Raw genomic sequence first — 19,401 nt, 5'->3', positions numbered from 1 at the left:
CTCCCCAGAGACTGCTACGCAAACTCGTTCGGAGCAAGCGCGCTCACGAGTGATGATGGATTGGTCCATTGGTCGCGGAGAGTCGCGCTCCGCTGCCGCCCCAACGCAAAGCGATGAGTTCAGCGGCGATGGAGACCGCGGTTTCCTCCGGAGTCCGAGCGCCCAAATCCAGCCCAATCGGTGACGCCAACCGGGCCAACTCCTCCTCGGTCAACCCCTGCTCCCGCAGCCGGCGCAGCCGGTCCTCGTGGGTGCGGCGGGACCCCATCGCCCCCACGTAGCCGAGATCCATCCGCAACGCCCGCTCCAGCACCGGCACGTCGAACTTGGGGTCGTGGGTGAGCACCATGACCGCGGTGCGCGAATCCAACCGCCCGGCTTCGGCCTCCGCCGCCAAGTAGCGGTGCGGCCAGTCCACCACCACCTCGTCCACCCCCGGGAACCGGCTGCTGGTGGCGAACACCGGGCGGGCGTCGCACACCGTCACGTGGTACCCGAGGAAGGACCCCATCCTGGCCATCGCGGAAGCAAAGTCGATCGCCCCGAAGACCAGCATCCGCGGCGGCGGCTCGAAGGAGTTCACGAACACCCGCAGCCCTTCCCCGCGGCGCTGCCCCGACGTCCCGTACTCGAGCGCCCCGCTGCGCCCGCTGGCCAACATGCCGCGGGCGTCGTCGGTCACCGCGTCGTCGATCCGGTCGTTGCCCAGGGAGCCGCTGGTGCGGTCCGGCCACACCACCATGCGGGCCCCCACCCGGCCCGGATCCGGGTGCTCCACAACGGTCGCCACGGCGACGGGTTCCTTCGCCCGCACCGCCGCGGCCACCTCGCCGAGCTCCGGGAACGACTGCTGGTCCACCCGCTCCACGAAGATGTCGATGATCCCTCCGCAGGTCAGACCCACCGCGAACGCGTCGTCATCGCTGACCCCGTACCGCTGCAGCACGGGGGCGGCGCCCTCCAGGACCTGGGTCGCCTGCTCGTAGACGGCACCTTCGACGCAGCCGCCGGACACGCTGCCGATCGCTTCCCCACCGCTGGTCACCAGCATCGCGGCTCCGGGTTGGCGAGGCGCGGACTTGAAGGTCGCCACCACCGTGCCCATCCCCACGGCTTCGCCCGCTTCCCAGTGCTTGGTCAATTCGTCCAGCACGTCACGCACAGCGCACCTCCGCTGCCTGTAGGGCCCGCAGTCCCTCGATCAAGGTGCCGTCAGTTTCAGCCAAAACCGCTGGCACTTCCAGAGTGCGCCAAACGCCGCACCCACGACCAGATGTCTTCCAACGCCCGCAAGCTGTGCCCCGCCACCATCCGGTCGACGTGCGGCATCGCCGCCACGATCCCGGACTGCACCGGCTGGTACCCCTCGTGCCCGGCGTGCGGATTCGCCCAGATCACCGCCCGGCTCAACCGGCGCAACCGCTGCATCTGCTCGGCCAGCAACGACGCGTCCCCGCGCTCCCAGCCGTCGGAGAACAGCACCACCACCGCGCCCCGGGCCACGCCCCGCTGCCCCCAGCGGTCCAAGAACGCGCGGAGCGTCTCGCCCAGCCGGGTGCCCCCGGAGAAGTCCGGGACCGCGCGGGCCGCCGCGGCCAGCGCCCGCTCCGGGTCCCGCTGCCGCAGCTGCCGGCTCACCCGCGTCATCCGGGTGCCCAAGGTGAACACCTCGGTGCTGGCCGGGGAGCGGCGCACCACCACGTGCGCGAACCGCAGCAGCGCGTCCGCGTACGGGCTCATCGAACCGGAGACGTCCACCAGCAGCACCACCCGGCGGGGCCGGCGGGACTTGCGGTGGCGCAGCAGCCGCACCGGTTCGCCCCCGGAGCGCACCATTGCCCGCAGCACGCCCCGCGGGTGCAGCGCGCCGCGCTTGTCCGGCTTCCGCCGCAGCGCCGGGCGGGTCGGCGGATCCAGCCGCAGCGAGCTCAACATCCGGCGCAAGTGCTCCCGCTCCGGCGCGGTGAGCTCCCCGAGGTCCCGCCGGCGCAGCACCTCCGTGTCACTGGCCGCCGCCGACAGCGGCTGGTCGGCCTCCTGCTGCTCGCCCTCGGCGGACTGCCCCAGCGACGCGATCGTGGTCGGCCGCGGGGTGGGCTGCTCCACCACGGCGGCCGGTCGGATCGAACCGCCGAACCAGGCGCGGAACGCGGTGTCGTAGCGGGGGATGTCGTCCGGATCGGAGCACAGCGTCAACCGCCCCGCCCAGTACAGCGCCTCCCGGTCCCCGATCCCCACCTGCTCGACAGCGGCCAGGAAGTTCTGCACCCGGGTGGGGCCGCACGCCATGCCGGAGTGCCGCAGCGCGCGGGCGAACCCGACCAGCCCGGTGAGGGTGTGCGTCATCGGTCCCCCGTCTCCTCACCCGTCGAGCACCCCGGCGGCGCGCACCCGCTCGGCGTCCTCCCGGTACTTCAGGACCGCGCCGAGGGTCGTCGCCGCCACCTCGGTGTCCAACTCGTCGCGCCCCAGGGCCATCAGGGCCTGCGCCCAGTCCAACGCCTCGGCCACCCCGGGCGGCTTCAACAGCTCCAGCTGCCGCATCCGCTGCACCGCGGCCGCGACCTGCTCGGCGAGCTCGCGGTCCAAACCGGGCAGGCGGCGGCAGAGGATCGCGACTTCCCGGCTCAAGCTGGGGTGCTCCAGCCAGTGGTAGAGGCAGCGGCGCTTGAGGGCGTCGTGCACCTCCCGGGTGCGGTTGGAGGTCAGCACGACGATCGGCGGTTCGGGCGCCCGCACCACCCCGTACTCCGGGATGGTGACGGTGAATTCGGACAGCACCTCCAGCAGGAACGCTTCGAACTCGTCGTCGGCGCGGTCGATCTCGTCGACCAGCAGCACGCACGGCGCTTCCTGCAGCGCCCGCAGCAGCGGCCGGGCCAGCAGGAACCGCTCGGTGTACAGCGACGACTCCGCGCTGGCCGCGTCGAGCTGCCCACCGGAAGCCGCCTCCAAGGTGCGCAGGTGGAGCAGCTGACGGGGGAAGTCCCAGTCGTAGAGCGCCTGCGCGGCGTCGATGCCCTCGTGGCACTGCAACCGGATCAGCTGCAGCCCGAGCGCGCTGGACAGCGCGTGCGCCAACGCGGTCTTGCCGGTGCCGGGCTCGCCTTCGCACAGCAGCGGCCGGCGCATCCGCACGGCCAGGAACGCCGCGGTGGCGATCCCCTCGTCCGGCAGGTAACCGACCTCGTTGAGCGCATCCGCCACTTCGGCCGGGGATTTCAGGTCGCGCAATTCGTCCACCGCCATGCCGAGAGCGTAAGGGAACACCCCGGCGGGAGGGGATCATTCGCAGCGCCGCCCGGTGAGCGGCTGCCGGCCGCTGCGTAAGATCCAGCCGAACGACCACTCCATTCCCCGCAGCGGTGACCGGGGACTTCTTCGCGATTAGGGTCCGATGAGCCGATTCAGTGGATTTCCCGCGCACGTGGAGCAGTACGTCGGCCGGGTGCGGGGCGCCGACAGCAACCGGGCCGGCGACCGGGACCGCGGCTACTACCTGGTGTACTGCGACCACCCCGACCGCACCCACGTGTCGGTGCTGACCAGCGGGCTGCGGGACTACACCGCGGGCGCACCGCTCCCGCAGGAACTGATCTGCACGCTGCGGTCCGAGCAGGAGAAGTACGCCCGCCACCTCACCGCGGTGATCGCCGAGCTGCTCACCGAAACCCAGAGCCGGGTCGGCTACGGGGCGCTGATCATGAACGACCGGATCCTGCTGCCGGACACCGAGATCAGCGGCGCGCTCGCCGCCCCGCACCCCTACCTGGACGACGAGTTCGACATCCTGCTCGACGACGCCGGCGAACCGGTGCTGCAGCTGATCACCCTGGTGCCGATCAGCCGCGGCGAGGCGCAGCTGGTGGCCCGGCAGGGGCGGGACGCCCTCTACGACCGCTGGGAAGAAGCGGGCGTGGACCTGCGGGACATCTTCCGCCCCTCGGTGGCCTGAGCGTCACCGCAGCTGCGGGGCCTCGGCGACGAACTCGTCGAGCACCCCGTCGGCCACCCGCACCGGCCCCTGCGGCCGCACCTCGGTGGGCGAAGTGCGGATCTGCTGCGCCTGGCCGGCGAGCTGCTGGGCCCGGGCGAACAGGTCGGCGGCCCGCGGCTCGTCGCCGTCCGCCCGCGCCTGCAGCGCGTCCAGCGTGACCAGCAGCGCATCGCCCCACAGGTCGGTGGCCGACAGCCACGGATCGGCGTCCTGGGCGAACGCGGGCTCGGCGCCGCTGCGGATCCGCTCCGGGGCCTCGCTGATCAGCTGCGCGTGCTCGCGGAGCCGCTGCACCGCACCGGCCCGGTCCCCGCTGGACCACTGGGCCCGGAAGTCCTCGATGCGCTGCGCGAGTCCCGGCGCCGGGGGCAGCCACGGCTGGCCGTTGGCCAGCGGGGCCATGTGCTCCAGGTCGAAGAACGCCAGCAGGGCCTCCACCACGGCCGGATCGGCCTCCAGCCCCGGTTGGCCGGCGAACCGGTCCCCGGCCAGGTAGCGGGCCGCTTCCCGCCAGGCCCGCTGCGGGTCGAACGCCTCGTCGTTCCAGCTGAAGTCGGCGGCCCCGATCTCCACCACCTTGCTCGCCGAGGCCTGGTTCATCGGGTTGACCACCACGCCGGAGAAGGTTTCGCCGAGCCCGGGCTCCCGCTTGTCGTACGGCCCGAGCATCAGCCGCCCCACCGAGCCGTCGAAGTCGTTGACCGGGTAGTTGTCCCACAAGAACACTTCCCGGCCCCACACCTGGTTGGCCTTCTCCGCGTCGGCGACCGTGATCTGCCGGGGGATGACGCCGTCCCCGGTCCACATCACCAGGACCCGCGGGTCCAACTGCTCCCGGATGACCCGCTTGTACGGCGAATCGTCCACATCGGAGTACTCGGTGGACACGGTCTGCAGCGGCGCGACGTCCGGGTGGGCGTCGACGAACTGCTGCTGCACCCGGTTCAGCAGGTCGGCGTGCGCCCGCCCGGCGGCCTCCTGCGACGGTCCGCCGTAGACCTGCTGGTCCTGCGCGCAGTTCCACCGGGTGTAGGAGATGTCGTCCAGCGGGACGGAGAAGTCCCGCACCCCCTCGTCGTACATGGCCTGGAGCTTGGCCGTCAGCGCGTCCACCTCGGCCGGATCGCTGTAGCAGATCGAGGCGCCCGGGGAGAGCGCGAACGTGAACCTGACGTGGTGGGCCTGCGCCTGCCCGATCAGCTCCCGGATCTCGGCGAGCTCCTCCGGCGGGTACGGTTCCCGCCAGCGCTCCCGGTGGTACGGGTCGTCCTTCGGCGCGTAGATGTAGGTGTTCATCTTGACGTCGCCGTAGAACGCCAACTGGTCCATCCGCTCCTGGTGGGTCCACGGCGGACCGTAGAAGCCCTCGATGGCGCCGCGCAGCGGCAGCGACGGGTAGTCCACGATCCCGGCCCCGGCGATCTTGCCGGGGGAAGCCAGCTGCCGCAGCGTCTGCACCCCGTAGTAGGCGCCGGCGGGGTCCTCGGCACCGATGACGACGACCGGCTCGTCGTCCTTGACGGCGAGCACGTAGCCCTCGTCCGGGAACGGGGTGGGGGTCTTCAGCCCCGTGCCCTGCAGGCGCTTCAGCACGCCCGGCGCGGACTTCTTGCCGACGCGCACCAGCAAGGTCGCGTCTTCGGCCGGCGGCCCGGGTTCGCGCACCACCACTTCGGAAGCCCCGGCCATCCGGAGCACCTCGGCGGCCAGTTCGCGGGTGGGTTCGTCCACCAGCGGGTCCACGACCAGCTCGACCTTGCCCTCCACGGCGACGTCCTCGCCCATCCGCTCCATCCGCTGCGGCTGGGGGGTCACCTGCGGCAAGCCGAGTTCCTGAGGTGACGGTGGAGCGGCGTCCGGGTCCGACCCCTGCGGAGGGGTGTTGGTGCACCCGACCAACACCAGGCTCAACGCCAAACCGACCAGCGCCGCGAACCACCGCTTTCGGCCATGGATGAACATGCCCCGCAACTCCTCACGTGGACTCGTGTTGCAACCAGGAGATCACACCTGTGCCGCGGAAGTCGCGGGACCCGACGCCGGTACAGCAGAACGAGGGGCTGCCCCGCAGGACAGCCCCTCGTCGAAAACCGCGGATGGCGGAGTGGATCAGAAGTCCATGCCGCCCATGCCACCGGTCGGGTCGGCAGCGCCGGCCTTCTCCTTCTCCGGCTTGTCGGCGACCACGGCCTCGGTGGTCAGGAACAGGCCGGCGATGGAAGCGGCGTTCTGCAGCGCCGAGCGGGTGACCTTGGCCGGGTCGATGATGCCGGCCTCCAGCAGGTCCTCGTACTCGCCGGTCGCGGCGTTCAGACCGGTGCCGGCGGGCAGGGTCTTGACCTTCTCCGCGACGACGCCGCCCTCGAGGCCGGCGTTGACGGCGATCTGCTTCAACGGGGCCTCAACGGCCAGCTTGACGCTGTTGGCACCGGTGGCCTCGTCGCCCTCCAGCTTCAGGCTCTCGAAGGCGGACTGAGCGGCCTGCAGCAGCGCCACGCCACCACCAGCCAGGACGCCCTCCTCGACGGCGGCCTTGGCGTTGCGGACCGCGTCCTCGATGCGGTGCTTGCGCTCCTTGAGCTCGACCTCGGTGGCGGCACCGGCCTTGATGACGGCCACGCCGCCGGCCAGCTTGGCCAGCCGCTCCTGCAGCTTCTCGCGGTCGTAGTCGGAGTCGGAGCGCTCGATCTCGGCGCGGATCTCGTTGACGCGGCCGGCGATCTGCTCCTCGTCGCCAGCGCCCTCGACGATGGTGGTCTCGTCCTTGGTGACGACGACCTTGCGGGCCTTGCCCAGCAGGTTCAGGTCGGCGTTCTCCAGCTTCAGACCGACCTCTTCGCTGATGACCTGGCCGCCGGTCAGGATGGCCATGTCCTGCAGCATCGCCTTGCGGCGGTCACCGAAGCCCGGAGCCTTGACGGCGACGGACTTGAAGGTGCCGCGGATCTTGTTGACGACCAGGGTGGCCAGCGCCTCGCCCTCGACGTCCTCGGCGATGATCAGCAGCGGCTTGTTGGCCTGCATGACCTTCTCGAGCAGCGGGAGAAGGTCCTTGACGTTGGAAACCTTGGAGCTCAGCAGCAGGATGTAGGGGTCCTCCAGGACCGCTTCCATCCGCTCCGAGTCGGTGACGAAGTAGGGCGAGATGTAGCCCTTGTCGAAGCGCATACCTTCGGTGAGCTCCAGCTCCAGGCCGAAGGTGTTGCTCTCCTCGACGGTGATGACGCCTTCCTTGCCGACCTTGTCCATGGCCTCGGCGATCAGCTCGCCGATCTGCCGGTCGCCGGCGGAGATCGCAGCGGTGGCCGCGATCTGGTCCTTGGTCTCGATCTCCTTGGCGCTCTTCAGCAGCTGCTCGGAGATCGCCTCGGTGGCCTTCTCGATGCCACGCTTCAGCGCGATCGGGCTAGCGCCTGCCGCGACATTGCGCAGACCCTCGCGAACCAGCGCCTGCGCCAGCACGGTGGCGGTGGTGGTGCCGTCACCGGCGACGTCGTCGGTCTTCTTCGCCACTTCCTTGACCAGCTCGGCCCCGATCTTCTCCCACGGGTCCTCGAGCTCGATCTCCTTGGCGATGGAGACACCGTCGTTGGTGATGGTCGGCGCGCCCCACTTCTTCTCGAGCACGACGTTGCGGCCCTTCGGGCCGAGCGTCACCTTGACGGCGTCGGCGAGGGTGTTCATGCCGCGCTCAAGTCCACGGCGGGCGTCCTCGTCGAACGCGATCATCTTGGCCATTGCGGTGTGGTCCTCCACCTGTCTGGACGCCGCGGAGGCGATTGCGCCCCGCGCGGCAGGACTCGTGCTCGGCCAGGCTCGGTGCCCGCGACGGACGACCGACCGGCGACACCACCCCTACGGCGTCGCCGCGAACGGCCTCACCGTCCCGACCTGGCACTCACCCCTGCTGAGTGCCAACCCCGGTTTTAGCACTCTCACCCTGAGAGTGCAAGCTGCCCCCCGGGGGCGGCGACCCCTGCCGCGAACAGCGAACCGAGCAGGTCAGCAGCCGCCGTACCCGGCTCGCGGGCCTGGTGGGCGCAGCGCGGGACGATCCGGCCCAACACCCGCAGGGCTACCCCAGCGAGGTGGCCATCACAACGAACAAGACGATGACCACCAGCAGCGTCACACCGATCAGGGTCAGCACCAACCAGCGCGTCTGACCGCCCCGCTGCCCGCTGAACGGCGCCGACCGGGCCGGCACCGGCGGCCGCAGCCGCATCGGGTTGGGCTGCGGCGGTCCCTGCGGAGGCCCCTGCGGCGGGAACGCCGGCTGCGGGTAGCCGGCCGGTTGGGGCTGGGGCCGGGGCGCGGCCTGCTGCGGGTAGCCCGCCGGCGGGGTGGCCATCGGTGCTCCCGGGCGCTGCGCGACCGGCGGCGCGTCCCCCAACGCCGGGCCCAGCGCGGAGCGCGCGGCGTCGATCAGCTCCTTGCAGGTGGCGAACCGCTGCTCGGGGTTCTTGGCCATGCCGCGGCGCAGCACCTCGTCGATCGCCGGCGGCAGCACCACCAGGGAGGTCACCGCGGGCGGTTCCAGGTTCAGGTGGCCGTGGATGACCTCCTGCACGTCCCCCTGGAACGGCGGCCGCCCGGTCAGGCAGGAGAACAGCATGCAGGCCAGGGCGTAGAGGTCGGTGCGCCCGTCCACCGGTTCCCCGCGCAGGTGCTCGGGGGCCGCGTAGGTGGGCGAGCCGAGGAAGTCCCCGCTGCTGGTGCGGTGCCCGGTGGCGCCGCGGCGGGTGAGCCCGAAGTCCGCCAGGTAGACGTGCTCGCCGGCCGACTCCTTGGTGGTGACCAGCACGTTCGCCGGTTTCAAGTCCAGGTGCACCAGCCCCCGCTGGTGCAGCATGTCCAGCGCTTCGGCGACCTGCGCCAACAGCTCCAGGGTGCGCTTCGGGGAGATCGGGCCGTCCTTGATGAGGCTGGCCAGGTCGGAGCCCTCCACCAGCCGCATCGCGATGTAGAGCATGCCGTCGACCTCGCCGAAGTCGTACAGCGGCACGATGTTGGCGTGGTCGATGGCCGAGGTGTTCCGCGCCTCGTCCACGAAGCGCTCGCGGAACTCGGCGTCGTTGGTGATGTGCTCCCCCATCACCTTCAACGCCACCTTCCGGCCGAGCCGGACGTCGGTGGCGCGGTACATCACGCTCATGCCGCCGCGTCCGAGCACGCCTTCGATCTTGTAGTGGCCTAGACGGCGTCCGGTGAGGTCATCCGACACGGCTGGCAGCCTAGCGTTCCTAGATCACGATCGTCTTCCGGTCAGGCGTAGGAATCACGGCAGGCCGGCACCAACAGCACGAGCGGCCCGGCCCCCGGGGGGGGGGGGACCGAGCCGCTCGCTCAAGTTCGGTTACAGCTTGCGGACGCCGTCTGCCTGGGTACGGCCGTCCCGTCCCGCCTTCACTTCGAACTCGACCCGATCGCCTTCGGAAAGAGTCCGAAAACCAGGCATGTTGATGGCGGAGTAGTGAACGAACACGTCGGATCCACCGTCAGCCGCGATGAACCCGTAGCCCTTCTCCGAGTTAAACCACTTGACCGTGCCGACCGCCACGGCGTCCTCCTCAAAAAAGCGATGCACGACGTCGAACGTCGCTGGAGCAACGGCCACGCTACCGGAGAAACCGGCGGCAGTCCCCTGTTCAGCAATGCAACTTTTCCGCGAAATCTTGGACCGAACGGGGCAATAGGACGCCACCCTGAGTCACCGCCGCTGCTGCTGTCCCCCCAAGCCGTTGGCCTGCAACCAGGTGATCAACGCCCGCGGGTTGCGGGTCTGCACCAGCACCTGTCCCGGCCCGGCGAAGTCGAAGACCAGTCCTTCCCCGGTCTTCAGCGACTGCACGACCCCCTGCCCGGCCTGCCGCAGCCGGCTCTGCACGGTGTCGGCGTAACCCACCACGTGCCCGCTGTCCACCGTGACGTACTCCCCCGGCTGCAGGTTCAGCACGTCCAGCGCGCCGTAGCACGCCGCCACCACCGGCCCCTGGCCGGTGAGGTGGGTGAGGAAGCCGCCTTCCCCGCCGAAGAGGTTCTGGAAACCGCCCCACCGGGACTCCATCTGCACGGTGCTCGCCGACGCCAACCACGACCCCTTGGTCAAGCACCAGCCGACGCGGCCGTCGAGCTCGACGACCGTCACGTCGCCGGGCAGGTTCGGCGCCACGTCCACCCAGCCGCCCTGCTGCGGCGCGGTGTAGGTCACCACGTAGAACGACTCGCCTCCCAGCGCGGCCCGGGCCAGCGACTTGAGCAGCCCGCCCTGCGCGCGGGCCTCCATCTGGACCCCGTAGCTGGTGGCCAGCATCGCACCCGATTCGACCTGCACGGGCTCTCCCGGGGCCAGCACCAACCTGGCCACTCCGAACGACGGCGTGTGGCGAGTCCGAACCTGCACCAGGGCACCTCCTCGATCAGCGCATCGGAGAGTTTCCCACGGCCGGGGCGCGGGCCGTTGCCCGCCGGGTGACGACAGACGGCCGGGGTATGACAGATGATCGGGGGCGTGCCGAACCCAACCAGTGCGCCCGGCTTGCTGCCGGTGACCGAGTACCAGGACAAGCTCGCCGAGCTGCTCTCCCCGACACCGGTGGAAACGCGCCCGCTGGAGCAGTGCCTCGGCCTGGCCCTCGCCGACGACCTGACAGCCCCCGTGCCACTGCCCCCGTTCGACAACTCCGCGATGGACGGGTACGCGGTGCGCGCGGCGGACCTGGCCGGCGCCGGCCCGGACACCCCGGTGACCCTGCCGGTGCGGGCGGACGTCCCCGCCGGGCGGGTCGAGGTGCCGCCCCTGGAGCCGGGCACCGCGCACCGGATCATGACCGGCGCCCAGGTCCCTCCCGGGGCCGACTCGGTGGTCCCGGTCGAGCAGACCGACGCCGGCACCGAGCAGGTGAGCATCACGGCCGCTCCTCGCCTCGGGGCGCACATCCGCCGCGCCGGGGAGGACGTGCGGACCGGCAGCGCGGTGTTGACCGCGGGCACCACCCTGGGCCCGGCCCAGCTGGGAGTCGCCGCCGCCGTCGGGGCCGGGGAACTGCGGGTGCACCGGCCACCGCGGGTGCTGGTGCTGTCCACCGGTTCGGAACTGGTGGCGCCCGGTCAACCGCTGCGGCCGGGGCAGATCTACGAGTCGAACGGCCTGATGCTGGCCGCCGCGGTCCGCCGGGCCGGGGGCTCGGCCGAGCTGCTGCGGTTCGTCCCGGACGACGTCGACCAGTTCCACGCGGCGCTGGAACCGCACGTGGCGGACACCGACCTGATCATCACCTCGGGCGGGGTCAGCGCCGGGGCCTACGAGGTGGTCAAGGACGCCCTCACCGGTACCGGGGTGGAGTTCGTCAAGGTCGCCATGCAACCGGGCATGCCGCAGGGCTGCGGCCGCTACCGCGGGGGCCCCGCGGTGGTCACCCTCCCCGGCAACCCGGTGAGCGCGATGGTTTCCTTCGAGGTGCTGGTGCGGCCGGCGCTGCGGGCTGCCGCGGGGCACCGGTGCGCCGACCGGCCGCGGATGACGGCGGTGCTCACCGAACCGTTGTCCTCGCCGGCGGGCAAGCGCCAGTTCCGCCGTGGCCTGGTCGATCCGCGCGACCGGACGGTGCGGCTGCAGGGCGGTCCCGGTTCGCACCTGCTGTCCGCGCTGGCCGGGGCGAACTGCTTGCTGGACGTCCCGGAGAACACCACCGAACTGCGAGCCAGCTCGGAGGTGAACGTCGTGCTGCTGGATTGACCTGAAGTCGCGCTGACAGCAAACTGCACCCGCATCCGACCCCCGACCGGAGTAGTACGAAGTTGCGTGGCCCCTGGCGCGCCGCTGTGGCGCTGGCGTTGCACATCGGTTTCTTCGCCCTGCCGATCGCAGTAGTCCTGGGACTGCTGGCGATCGCCCTGTTCACCTTCCGCTATTCCCCCGGCAGCGGGGTGGAGGCGGCACTGGCCGCGGTGGTGGTCGCCGCGCTGTTCGCCGTGGGGCTGCGGGCGGTGCTGCGCCCGCGGCAGCGCTTCCGCGGTGTCCCGGTGGAGCGCGGTGAGCACAAGGCCCTGTGGGAACTGGTGGACTCGGTCTGCGCGGCCGCGGACGCCCCGGACTTCGACGAGGTCCGGATCACCTCGGAGCCGGCGGTCGCGGTGCGGGAGGACTCCGTCCTGCTCGGCCTGCGCCCCCGGAGCCGCTGCCTGGAGATCGGACTGCCGCTGCTGGCCGCGCTCAACGTCAGCGAGCTGCGGGCGGTGCTCGCCCAAGAAGTGGGGCTGCTGTCCGCCGAGCGCGGGCTGGCCCCGGCGGCGGAGCGGATCGCCGGCAGCGTGCAGCACGCGCTCCGGGAGCTGCCCAGCGGACCGACGAAGTGGCTGTTCGGCGGGTACGCCCGGATGTACGCGGCGACGGCCGGGGAGTTCCCGCAGGGCAGGTTCCTCGCCGATGCCGTGGCGGCCCGGACCGCCGGCAAGCGCCCGGCGATCACCGCGCTGCGTAAGGCGGTGGCGATCAAGATCGGCTGGCGGGAGTACTCCGACGAGTACCTGAGCATGGCTTCCGCGGTCAGCCGCACCCCCGACGTGCTGCTCGGGTTCAAATCCTTCATGGAGCACCCGGCCCGTCGCCCGCAGCTGAGCGAGCTGGTCAAGCAGAAGATCAGCGATGAGCAGCCACCGGCCGACGGGCGGCCGAGCGCGCAGCAGCGCGTGGCCGCGCTCAAGCGGGTGAAGGCCAAGGAGCAGCAGGTCGACGAGCAGCCCGCGTTCTCCCTGCTGCACGATCCGCGCAGCAGCGTGCCGGCCATCGAGGACGAGCTGCTGGTGGAGGGACTCGGCCCGCGGATCCCGTGGCCGGAGCTGGCCCGGCTGGCCGGTGCGGAGCAGGTGGCCGGCCAAACGGCCCAGCTCAGCGCGGCGGTGGCGCAGAGCGGGCTGCCGATCGATCCGACGATCGGCGGGGTGCTGGCCGCGATCCACCACGGCGACGGGAGGAACCTGGTCAACCCGGTGCTCAATCCGGGGCTGGACCCGGACCGGGTGGAGCAGGCCGCGGTCGACACGCTCACCGAACTGCTGGGGGCGGCCGTGGTCGACGCGCTGATCTGCGCTCGCCGGGCGCACCACGAGCTCAACTGGGGCGGCAAGTCCGTGGTGCGGCTGGCCAACGGCAGGTTGCTGGATCCGGACCGCCTGGTGCGGCCGGCGGTGTGCGATCCCCGGTTGGTCCCGGGGCTGCACCGGGCGCTGGTGGACCTGGGGGTGCCGTTGAACCACTCCCGCCCGCCGGCGGCCGATCCGGAACCGGTCCTGGCCGGGATCATCAGCCCGGTGCGGTGCTCCGGGGGGACCTACGACCTGCTGGTCACCGACCGCGGACTGCTGTTGCTGCCGAGCGCGGTGAGCACCGTCCGGCGGCTGGCCGCCGGGGCGCTGGGCTGGCTGAGCCAGGCGGAGCGGGAGAAGCTGCGGGAGCTGGCCCAGGAGCCGATCGAGGAGGCGCGGCAGCGCCCGGGCGCGCAGTGGGCCGACACCCGGGACATCGCCGCGGCCCGGTTGGAGCAGCGCAGCGGCAACTGGTCCCTGCGCGTCGAGCTCTACCTGGACGAGTACGCCGTGTCTGAGGTCGCCGAGGCGGGCGCGGAGGCCGACGAGGACGGGGTGGCCGAGCTCGAGCTGCGCAGTTGCCCGGACGCCATGGAGCACGGTGACCCGTACGGGGGCATCGGGGAGTTGATGGGGGCTCGCCTGTCCGTCAGCGGCGAAGACGCCGCGGAGTGAGGACCACGCCACCGAGCGGACACGGAAAGTGATATTTGCCTCACCCAAGGTCCTCCGATGGCAGCTACTTGCCCCATGTGAACTCAATTACACTGGGGGTCGCGTGACACATCGCGAGGAGAACAGCACATGACATCCGCATCCGCGCAACTGCTGGTGCGGAATCCGAGGGGCCGTGTGCCGTCGGGGGGCGCACGGACCTGGCGGAGCGATCGCGTGGCGTCAACGGGGAGTCGCCTTGCGGTCGCAAGCCGAGGGCGGGACTCGCGCGTTCGGGGGCGCAGGTCCCGCCCTCGGCTCGTCCGGACCCCGGTGGAGTTCCGGTAGCGGTCGCTCCCGGTTTCGGTAGCGTCGATCCCGATGGCACAGCCGTGGTGAGCGCTGCGTCCGCTGCCGGGCCTGCGAACGGCTCGAGCAAGCGAGTCAGCGCTCTGGCCAGCACCGCGTGACCCACCACGCCCCCTGCAGCTGGTCGGGGAACGGCGTCCGCGATGCTGTAGCGACAACGGCACCGGCCGTAGTCCGCGTTGTTCCGGCGCGCGCCGGCACGCCAGTCAAGATTGCCGACCCGAGGGCGTAGTACTTCGATGAGCACCGAAGCAGAACCGAACAAGAGCACCCTGGCGCACCTGGTGACCCTGGCCCGTGAAACAGTTCCGCCGATGCACCCTGCCGGGAAGCCGTTCGTTCTCGGAGCAGTTCTCGCGGCCTTGCTGTTGCGCCGCCTGTGGCGCCCGCTGGGAGTGCTCGGCGGGGTGGTCGCGGCCTGGTGCGCGTGGTTCTTCCGCGAGCCTCGACGGGTCACCCCTTCCCGGACCGGGATAGCCGTGGCCCCGGCCGACGGCACGGTCGCCCACGTCGAGTCGGCGACGCCCCCGCCGGAGCTCGGGCTCCCGGACGCCCCGATGACCCGCATCAGCGTTTTCCTGACCGTGTTCGACGTGCACGTCCAGCGCGTTCCGCTGAGCGGGAAGATCACCAAGGCGGTGTACCGCCCGGGCAAGTTCCTGTCCGCCGACCTGGACAAGGCCAGCGAGGACAACGAGCGGAACTCCCTGGTGATCCGCTCCGACGACGGCGTCGAAGTGGCCGTGGTGCAGATCGCCGGACTGGTGGCCCGGCGCATCGTCTGCTCGGTCTCCGAGGGGGACACCGTGCAGGCCGGCGCGACCTACGGGCTGATCCGCTTCGGCTCCCGGGTGGACCTCTACGTCCCCCGCGACAGCCGCGTCCTGGTCGAGCCCGGCCAGCGGACCATCGGCGGGGAGACCGTGCTCGCCGAACTGCCCGAGGAGCGCCGCGCGTCATGAGCGTGCGCACCACTCCCGGTGTGAGGCTGCTGCCCAACGCGATCACCGTCCTGGCCATGTGCTCCGGGCTGTCGGCGGTGTACTTCGCGCTGGCCGGCCACCCGCTGGGCGCCCTGGCCGCGATCAGCGTCGCCGCCGTCCTGGACGGCCTGGACGGGCGGATCGCCCGGATGCTGGACGCCACCTCGAAGATGGGCGCCGAGCTCGACTCCCTCGCCGACGCGATGTCGTTCGGGGTGGCCCCGGCGCTGACCGTCTACATCTGGCAGCTGCAGGGCAGCCGCGCCGGCTGGCTGGTGGCCCTGCTGTTCGCGGTGTGCATGGTGCTGCGCCTGGCGCGGTTCAACACGCTGCTGGAGGACACCAACCAACCCCCGTACGCCAAGGAGTTCTTCGTCGGCGTGCCGGCCCCGGCGGCCGGCCTGCTGGCGTTGTTCCCGCTGCTGCTGAGCGCGCAGTTCGGGCACCTCGGCTGGTGGGCGCAGGAGCCGGTGGTGATGGTCTGGCTGCTGGGGGTGGCGCTGCTGGCGGTCAGCCGGATCCCGACCCTGTCGCTGAAGACCGTGAAGGTGCCGGCGAAGGCGATGGCCCCGCTGTTGGTGGCGGTCGCGCTCGTGGCCGCCGGGATCATCACCTACCCGCTGGTGGCGCTCGCGGTCGTGCTGCTGCTGTACGTGCTGCACATCCCGTTCGCGGTGCACCGGTACCGCTGGCTGGCCCGGCACCCCGAGGCCTGGTCGGTGCCGCCGCGGGAGCGCCGGGCGATCCGCCGCACCCAGCGGCAGCTCGGGTTGCGGAGACCGCTGCGCCGCCGGGTCGCGGGCGCCGCTCGACGGGTCCGGCTGCCCCTGCGGAACAACGGCCCGGGCGGGCCGCGGCGCAGTTGGCGCCGGCTGGAGTTGCGCCGCAACCGGAACAACAGCCAGCAGCCGCGCTGATCCGCCGGGAATCGGGGCTTCCTGGCCACCCCGCCGATCGGCCGCCAGTAAGCTCGGTCCCGTGCCGTCCATCACGCTGACCGCCAGGCTGTCGTCCTCCGCCACGGACAACCGGCGCGGGATCGTCCGGCTGCACCCCGAGGTCCTGAACGCCCTCGACCTGCGCTCGTGGGACGCGGTGCAGTTGACCGGTGCCCGGGTGACCGCGGCCCTGGCCGCCCCGGCGCCCCGCACCTCCCCCACCGGTATCGTCCTGCTCGACGAGCTCACGTTGATGAACCTGGGGTTGACCGAGGGGGCGCAGGTCGGGGTCGCGCCGGTGCCGGTGCGCCCGGCCAAGCACGTGCACGTCACCGGTTCCCGGTTGGCGCACGCGTCGCTGTCCCCCGAGACCGTGCGCCTCGCCTTGGCCGGCAAGGTCTTCTGCCCCGGGGACACCGTCTCGCTGCTGCCGCAGGACGTGTCGCCGAACCGCTCGTCCCAGGCCGCCGAGGTGCGGCGCAAGCTCGGCAACTCCCTCGGCATCACGTGGACCAGCGAGCTGATCACCATCAGTTCCGCGGACCCGGCCGGGCCGGTGACCGTTCATCCATCCACTGTGGTCAGCTGGCGGGACGCGTCGGCGGCGGAGCCCACTGCGGGCCCCGCCCCGCAACCGGACGTCGCCACCGCGCCGCCGAACGCCGAACCGGCGCAAGCGCCGCAGCCCCCGGCGCTGGCGGACCTGGCCGGCAACCGCACCGCCGCGAAACGGCTCACCGAGTGGTTGAGCCTGTCGTTCCAGCACCCCGAGCTGCTGCGCCAGCTCGGTGCCGAACCCCGGCTCGGGGTCCTGCTCAGCGGCCCACCCGGAGTGGGAAAGTCCACTTTGGCCCGTGCGGTGGCCCACGAGCTCGGCGCCGGCCTGGTCGAAGTCGCCGCTCCCAGCATCGCCGCGCTGGAGGCCAAGCAGGCCGCCGAGCAGCTGCAGAACTCGGTGGACCGAGCGGTGCGCACCGCCGGCAACGGCAACTGCGTGCTGCTGCTGACCGATGTGGAAAGCCTGCTCCCGGCCAACGACCCGCCCCCGCTGGCGACGGTGGCCCTGGACGTGCTGAACACCGCGCTCAGCACCGAGGGCTTGGCCGTCGTGGTGACCAGCTCCGCTCCCGAGTCCATCGACCCCCGGCTGCGCGAGCCCGGCGTGGTGGACCGGGAACTGACCCTCGCCATGCCGGACGAGGACACCCGGGCGGAAATCCTGCGCGTCCTGCTGCGCAGCACACCGCTGGACCCCGAGGTCCAGTTGGCCGAGATCGCCGCGCGGACCCCCGGTTTCGCCGCGGCCGACCTGGAAGCGCTGTGCCGGGAAGCCGCGGTGTGCGCCGCGTTGCGGCAGCAGGACGCGCCGGAGAACCCGAGCATCTGCCAGCAGGACCTGCTGGACGCGCTGTCCTCGGTGCGCCCGATCTCGATGTCGGCTTCGGACGACCTGCAGACCGGCGGGCTCACCTTGGACGACGTCGGGGACATGACCGAGGTGAAGCAGGCCCTCACCGAGTCGGTGCTGTGGCCGCTGCAGTACCCGGACTCGTTCACCCGGCTCGGCGTCGAACCGCCGCGCGGCGTGCTGCTCTACGGACCGCCTGGCTGCGGCAAGACCTTCCTGGTGCGGGCGTTGGCGGGCAGCGGCCGGTTGAACGTCTTCGCGGTCAAGGGCGCCGAGCTGATGGACAAGTGGGTCGGCGAGTCCGAGCGGGCGGTGCGGGAGCTGTTCCTGCGGGCCGCCAACGCCGCACCGGCCCTCGTCTTCCTGGACGAGGTCGACGCGCTGGCGCCGCGCCGCGGCCAGTCGTCCGACTCCGGGGTGTCCGACCGGGTGGTGGCGGCCCTGCTCACCGAGCTCGACGGGGTGGAGCCGCTGCGCGAGGTGGTGGTGCTGGGCGCGACCAACCGCCCGGACCTGGTGGACCCGGCGCTGCTGCGCCCGGGTCGACTGGAGCGGCTGGTGTACGTGCCGCCGCCGGACGCCGACGCCCGGGAGGCCATCCTGCGCTCGGCGGCCCGGAACACCCCGCTGGCCGACGACGTGGACCTGGCCGCGCTCGCCGCGGAGCTGGACGGCTATTCGGCCGCCGACTGCGCGGCGCTGGTCCGGGAGGCCGCGCTCACCGCGATGCGCGAGTCCATCAGCGCCACCGAGGTGACGGACGCCCACCTGCGGCGAGCGCGCGAAGTGGTCCGCCCGTCGCTGGACCCCGCCCAGCTGGCGCACCTGGAGTCCTACGCCGAGAGCCGGAAGGCGTGAGGCTCACTTGGGCGTGCTCGGCGAGCTGTAGTCGTTGGTGAGGATGACGATCAGCCCGGGTTTGGCGTCCTGGATGCCGGCGAAGCGCGGTTCGGCTCGAGCGCCGAGCAGCGTGGCCAGTTCGCGGGCGTGCCGTTCCTCCTCGGTCCCCGGGGTGTAGTAGACCGTCGTGGTGGGGATGATCCCGGCCGAGTAGTTGCCCACCTCCGGCACTTCGTAGCCGAGCCGGCGGATCTCCTCCCCGGCTCGACCGGCCAGTCCGCGGATGGTGCTGTTGTTGTAGACCCGGACGAGCACCTTGCTCGGCGCGGGTTCTTCCGCGGTGTCCTCCGGATCCTGCGGGACCGCTTCGCCGGGCCGCTGTTCCGGAGCCTGCGCCGCGGTGTCCGAAGTGTCCTGTTGCGGGGGCTGCGCGGGAGCCGGTTCGGCGCTGTCCGCCGGGACCCGCGCGGAAGACGTGGCGAACTGCTCCGGCGGCAGCGGAGCCGCTTGCTCCTCCTGCCCACCGGAGGCCAACGTGACGAAGCCGAACACCGCGGCGATCGCGCCAGCTCCGATCAGGCTGTAACCGGCGATCCTCACCCTGGATGGTTCGCTGGGCTTTTCCGGTGAACTCATCAATCCAACTCGATTCCCAGTCGTTGGGCGTTCCGAGCGCGTTGCCGGCTCGCCCGCACCTTGCGCAGCCGTTTGACCAGCAGCGGGTCAGCCCGCATTGCCGCTGGTTTGTCCACCAGCGCGTTCAGCAGCTGGTAGTAGCGGGACGGCGAGATGCCGAAGAGCTCGCGAATGGCTTGCTCCTTGGAACCGGCCCGCTTCCACCACTGCCGTTCGAACGCCAGGATGCTCTGTTCCTGCTCGGAAAGGTCTGAGCCAGCTGGTTCGGGTCGCGATTCCGGTTCCCGAATTCGTTCTATCGGCTGAGTGATCGGATCGACGAGCCGCAGTTGCGGCTTGGTCTGCTCTTCCGGAGCGGACTCCTGCTGGCGGCGCGCCAATTGCTCGAACTCGCGGGCGATCTCCGGCGCGTTGAGCATCTGGGCAGCGTCCATCCGTCCTCCGGCTCCCGGTCCAGATCCCGCGCTGGCGCGGAACTCAGCTGGCTGT

16 protein-coding genes are annotated in these 19,401 nt (G+C 71.5%); 6 read left to right on the top strand and 10 right to left on the bottom strand.

Going from position 1 to position 19,401, the window contains the following annotated elements:
- Positions 1-43: 43 nt before the first annotated feature.
- From SREC43747_RS0104790 to SREC43747_RS0104780, 3 genes are read right to left on the bottom strand one after another with little or no spacing between them, the layout of a single operon-like run.
- Entirely contained in the window at positions 44-1,162 is a 1,119-nt protein-coding gene (locus SREC43747_RS0104790; RefSeq protein ID WP_029720012.1) for an XdhC family protein, read from the bottom strand.
- Between the two features lie 56 nt (positions 1,163-1,218).
- Positions 1,219-2,346, bottom strand: coding sequence for a vWA domain-containing protein (locus tag SREC43747_RS0104785; protein WP_029720011.1), 1,128 nt, complete (start codon positions 2,344-2,346; stop codon positions 1,219-1,221).
- A gap of 15 nt (positions 2,347-2,361) precedes the next feature.
- The gene (locus SREC43747_RS0104780; protein WP_029720010.1) at positions 2,362-3,249 is read right to left on the bottom strand and encodes an AAA family ATPase; all 888 of its coding nucleotides are present in this window, start codon (positions 3,247-3,249) and stop codon (positions 2,362-2,364) included.
- Between the two features lie 148 nt (positions 3,250-3,397).
- On the opposite strand from SREC43747_RS0104780, the gene SREC43747_RS0104775 reads away from it, so the two are divergent.
- A complete protein-coding gene (locus tag SREC43747_RS0104775) occupies positions 3,398-3,955 on the top strand; it encodes a suppressor of fused domain protein (protein ID WP_029720009.1) in 558 nt (185 codons plus the stop codon).
- 3 nt (positions 3,956-3,958) lie between these two features.
- Here the strand turns inward: SREC43747_RS0104775 and SREC43747_RS0104770 are convergent, their stop codons facing one another.
- The 5 genes from SREC43747_RS0104770 to SREC43747_RS0104750 form a co-directional block, all read right to left on the bottom strand.
- Positions 3,959-5,959, bottom strand: coding sequence for a glycoside hydrolase family 84 protein (locus SREC43747_RS0104770; RefSeq protein WP_037331358.1), 2,001 nt, complete (start codon positions 5,957-5,959; stop codon positions 3,959-3,961).
- A 147-nt stretch (positions 5,960-6,106) separates the two neighbouring features.
- On the bottom strand, positions 6,107-7,735 hold the full coding sequence (gene groL / locus SREC43747_RS0104765; protein ID WP_029720007.1) for a chaperonin GroEL: 1,629 nt from the start codon (positions 7,733-7,735) through the stop codon (positions 6,107-6,109).
- 337 nt (positions 7,736-8,072) lie between these two features.
- Positions 8,073-9,221, bottom strand: a complete 1,149-nt coding sequence (locus SREC43747_RS0104760; RefSeq protein WP_029720006.1) for a serine/threonine-protein kinase — start codon at positions 9,219-9,221, stop codon at positions 8,073-8,075.
- 132 nt (positions 9,222-9,353) lie between these two features.
- On the bottom strand, positions 9,354-9,557 hold the full coding sequence (locus SREC43747_RS0104755) for a cold-shock protein (protein ID WP_029720005.1): 204 nt from the start codon (positions 9,555-9,557) through the stop codon (positions 9,354-9,356).
- Between the two features lie 150 nt (positions 9,558-9,707).
- Complete coding sequence (locus SREC43747_RS0104750) at positions 9,708-10,400, bottom strand: TIGR00266 family protein (protein ID WP_029720004.1); 693 nt, start codon at positions 10,398-10,400, stop codon at positions 9,708-9,710.
- 108 nt (positions 10,401-10,508) lie between these two features.
- On the opposite strand from SREC43747_RS0104750, the gene moeA reads away from it, so the two are divergent.
- The 5 genes from moeA to SREC43747_RS0104725 all read left to right on the top strand — a co-directional run bounded on the left by moeA (position 10,509) and on the right by SREC43747_RS0104725 (position 18,294).
- Positions 10,509-11,735 carry a molybdopterin molybdotransferase MoeA gene (gene moeA, locus SREC43747_RS0104745; protein WP_236623032.1) on the top strand — a complete coding sequence of 409 codons (1,227 nt, stop codon included), beginning with the start codon at positions 10,509-10,511 and terminating at the stop codon, positions 11,733-11,735.
- Positions 11,736-11,797: 62 nt separating this feature from the next.
- Complete coding sequence (locus tag SREC43747_RS0104740) at positions 11,798-13,759, top strand: M48 family metallopeptidase (RefSeq protein ID WP_029720001.1); 1,962 nt, start codon at positions 11,798-11,800, stop codon at positions 13,757-13,759.
- Between the two features lie 587 nt (positions 13,760-14,346).
- The gene (locus SREC43747_RS0104735; protein WP_029720000.1) at positions 14,347-15,069 is read left to right on the top strand and encodes a phosphatidylserine decarboxylase; all 723 of its coding nucleotides are present in this window, start codon (positions 14,347-14,349) and stop codon (positions 15,067-15,069) included.
- Positions 15,066-16,007 carry a CDP-alcohol phosphatidyltransferase family protein gene (locus SREC43747_RS0104730; RefSeq protein WP_029719999.1) on the top strand — a complete coding sequence of 314 codons (942 nt, stop codon included), beginning with the start codon at positions 15,066-15,068 and terminating at the stop codon, positions 16,005-16,007. The genes SREC43747_RS0104735 and SREC43747_RS0104730 overlap by 4 nt, the downstream gene beginning before the upstream one ends.
- A 61-nt stretch (positions 16,008-16,068) precedes the next feature.
- Positions 16,069-18,294 (top strand): AAA family ATPase, encoded by a 2,226-nt coding sequence (locus tag SREC43747_RS0104725; RefSeq protein WP_029719998.1) that lies wholly within the window; start codon positions 16,069-16,071, stop codon positions 18,292-18,294.
- Positions 18,295-18,297: 3 nt separating this feature from the next.
- Here the strand turns inward: SREC43747_RS0104725 and SREC43747_RS0104720 are convergent, their stop codons facing one another.
- The gene (locus tag SREC43747_RS0104720; RefSeq protein WP_236623031.1) at positions 18,298-18,876 is read right to left on the bottom strand and encodes a LytR C-terminal domain-containing protein; all 579 of its coding nucleotides are present in this window, start codon (positions 18,874-18,876) and stop codon (positions 18,298-18,300) included.
- A 35-nt stretch (positions 18,877-18,911) separates the two neighbouring features.
- On the bottom strand, positions 18,912-19,202 hold the full coding sequence (locus SREC43747_RS19600; RefSeq protein ID WP_037331367.1) for a DUF3263 domain-containing protein: 291 nt from the start codon (positions 19,200-19,202) through the stop codon (positions 18,912-18,914).
- Between the last annotated feature and the right edge of the window lie 199 nt (positions 19,203-19,401).

This window comes from Saccharopolyspora rectivirgula DSM 43747, assembly GCF_000497205.1.
In the GTDB taxonomy this organism is placed as follows: domain Bacteria; phylum Actinomycetota; class Actinomycetes; order Mycobacteriales; family Pseudonocardiaceae; genus Saccharopolyspora; species Saccharopolyspora rectivirgula.
Note: the sequence above shows the minus strand (reverse complement) of the source record. Positions and strands in the feature narration are given on the sequence as shown.

Coding starts and splice junctions, on each gene's coding strand:
- SREC43747_RS0104785 (WP_029720011.1), bottom strand. CDS start 2,346: ATGACGCACACCCTCACCGGGCTGGTCGGGTTCGCCCGCGCGCTGCGG.
- SREC43747_RS0104780 (WP_029720010.1), bottom strand. CDS start 3,249: ATGGCGGTGGACGAATTGCGCGACCTGAAATCCCCGGCCGAAGTGGCG.
- SREC43747_RS0104775 (WP_029720009.1), top strand. CDS start 3,398: ATGAGCCGATTCAGTGGATTTCCCGCGCACGTGGAGCAGTACGTCGGC.
- SREC43747_RS0104770 (WP_037331358.1), bottom strand. CDS start 5,959: ATGTTCATCCATGGCCGAAAGCGGTGGTTCGCGGCGCTGGTCGGTTTG.
- groL (WP_029720007.1), bottom strand. CDS start 7,735: ATGGCCAAGATGATCGCGTTCGACGAGGACGCCCGCCGTGGACTTGAG.
- SREC43747_RS0104735 (WP_029720000.1), top strand. CDS start 14,347: ATGAGCACCGAAGCAGAACCGAACAAGAGCACCCTGGCGCACCTGGTG.
- SREC43747_RS0104730 (WP_029719999.1), top strand. CDS start 15,066: ATGAGCGTGCGCACCACTCCCGGTGTGAGGCTGCTGCCCAACGCGATC.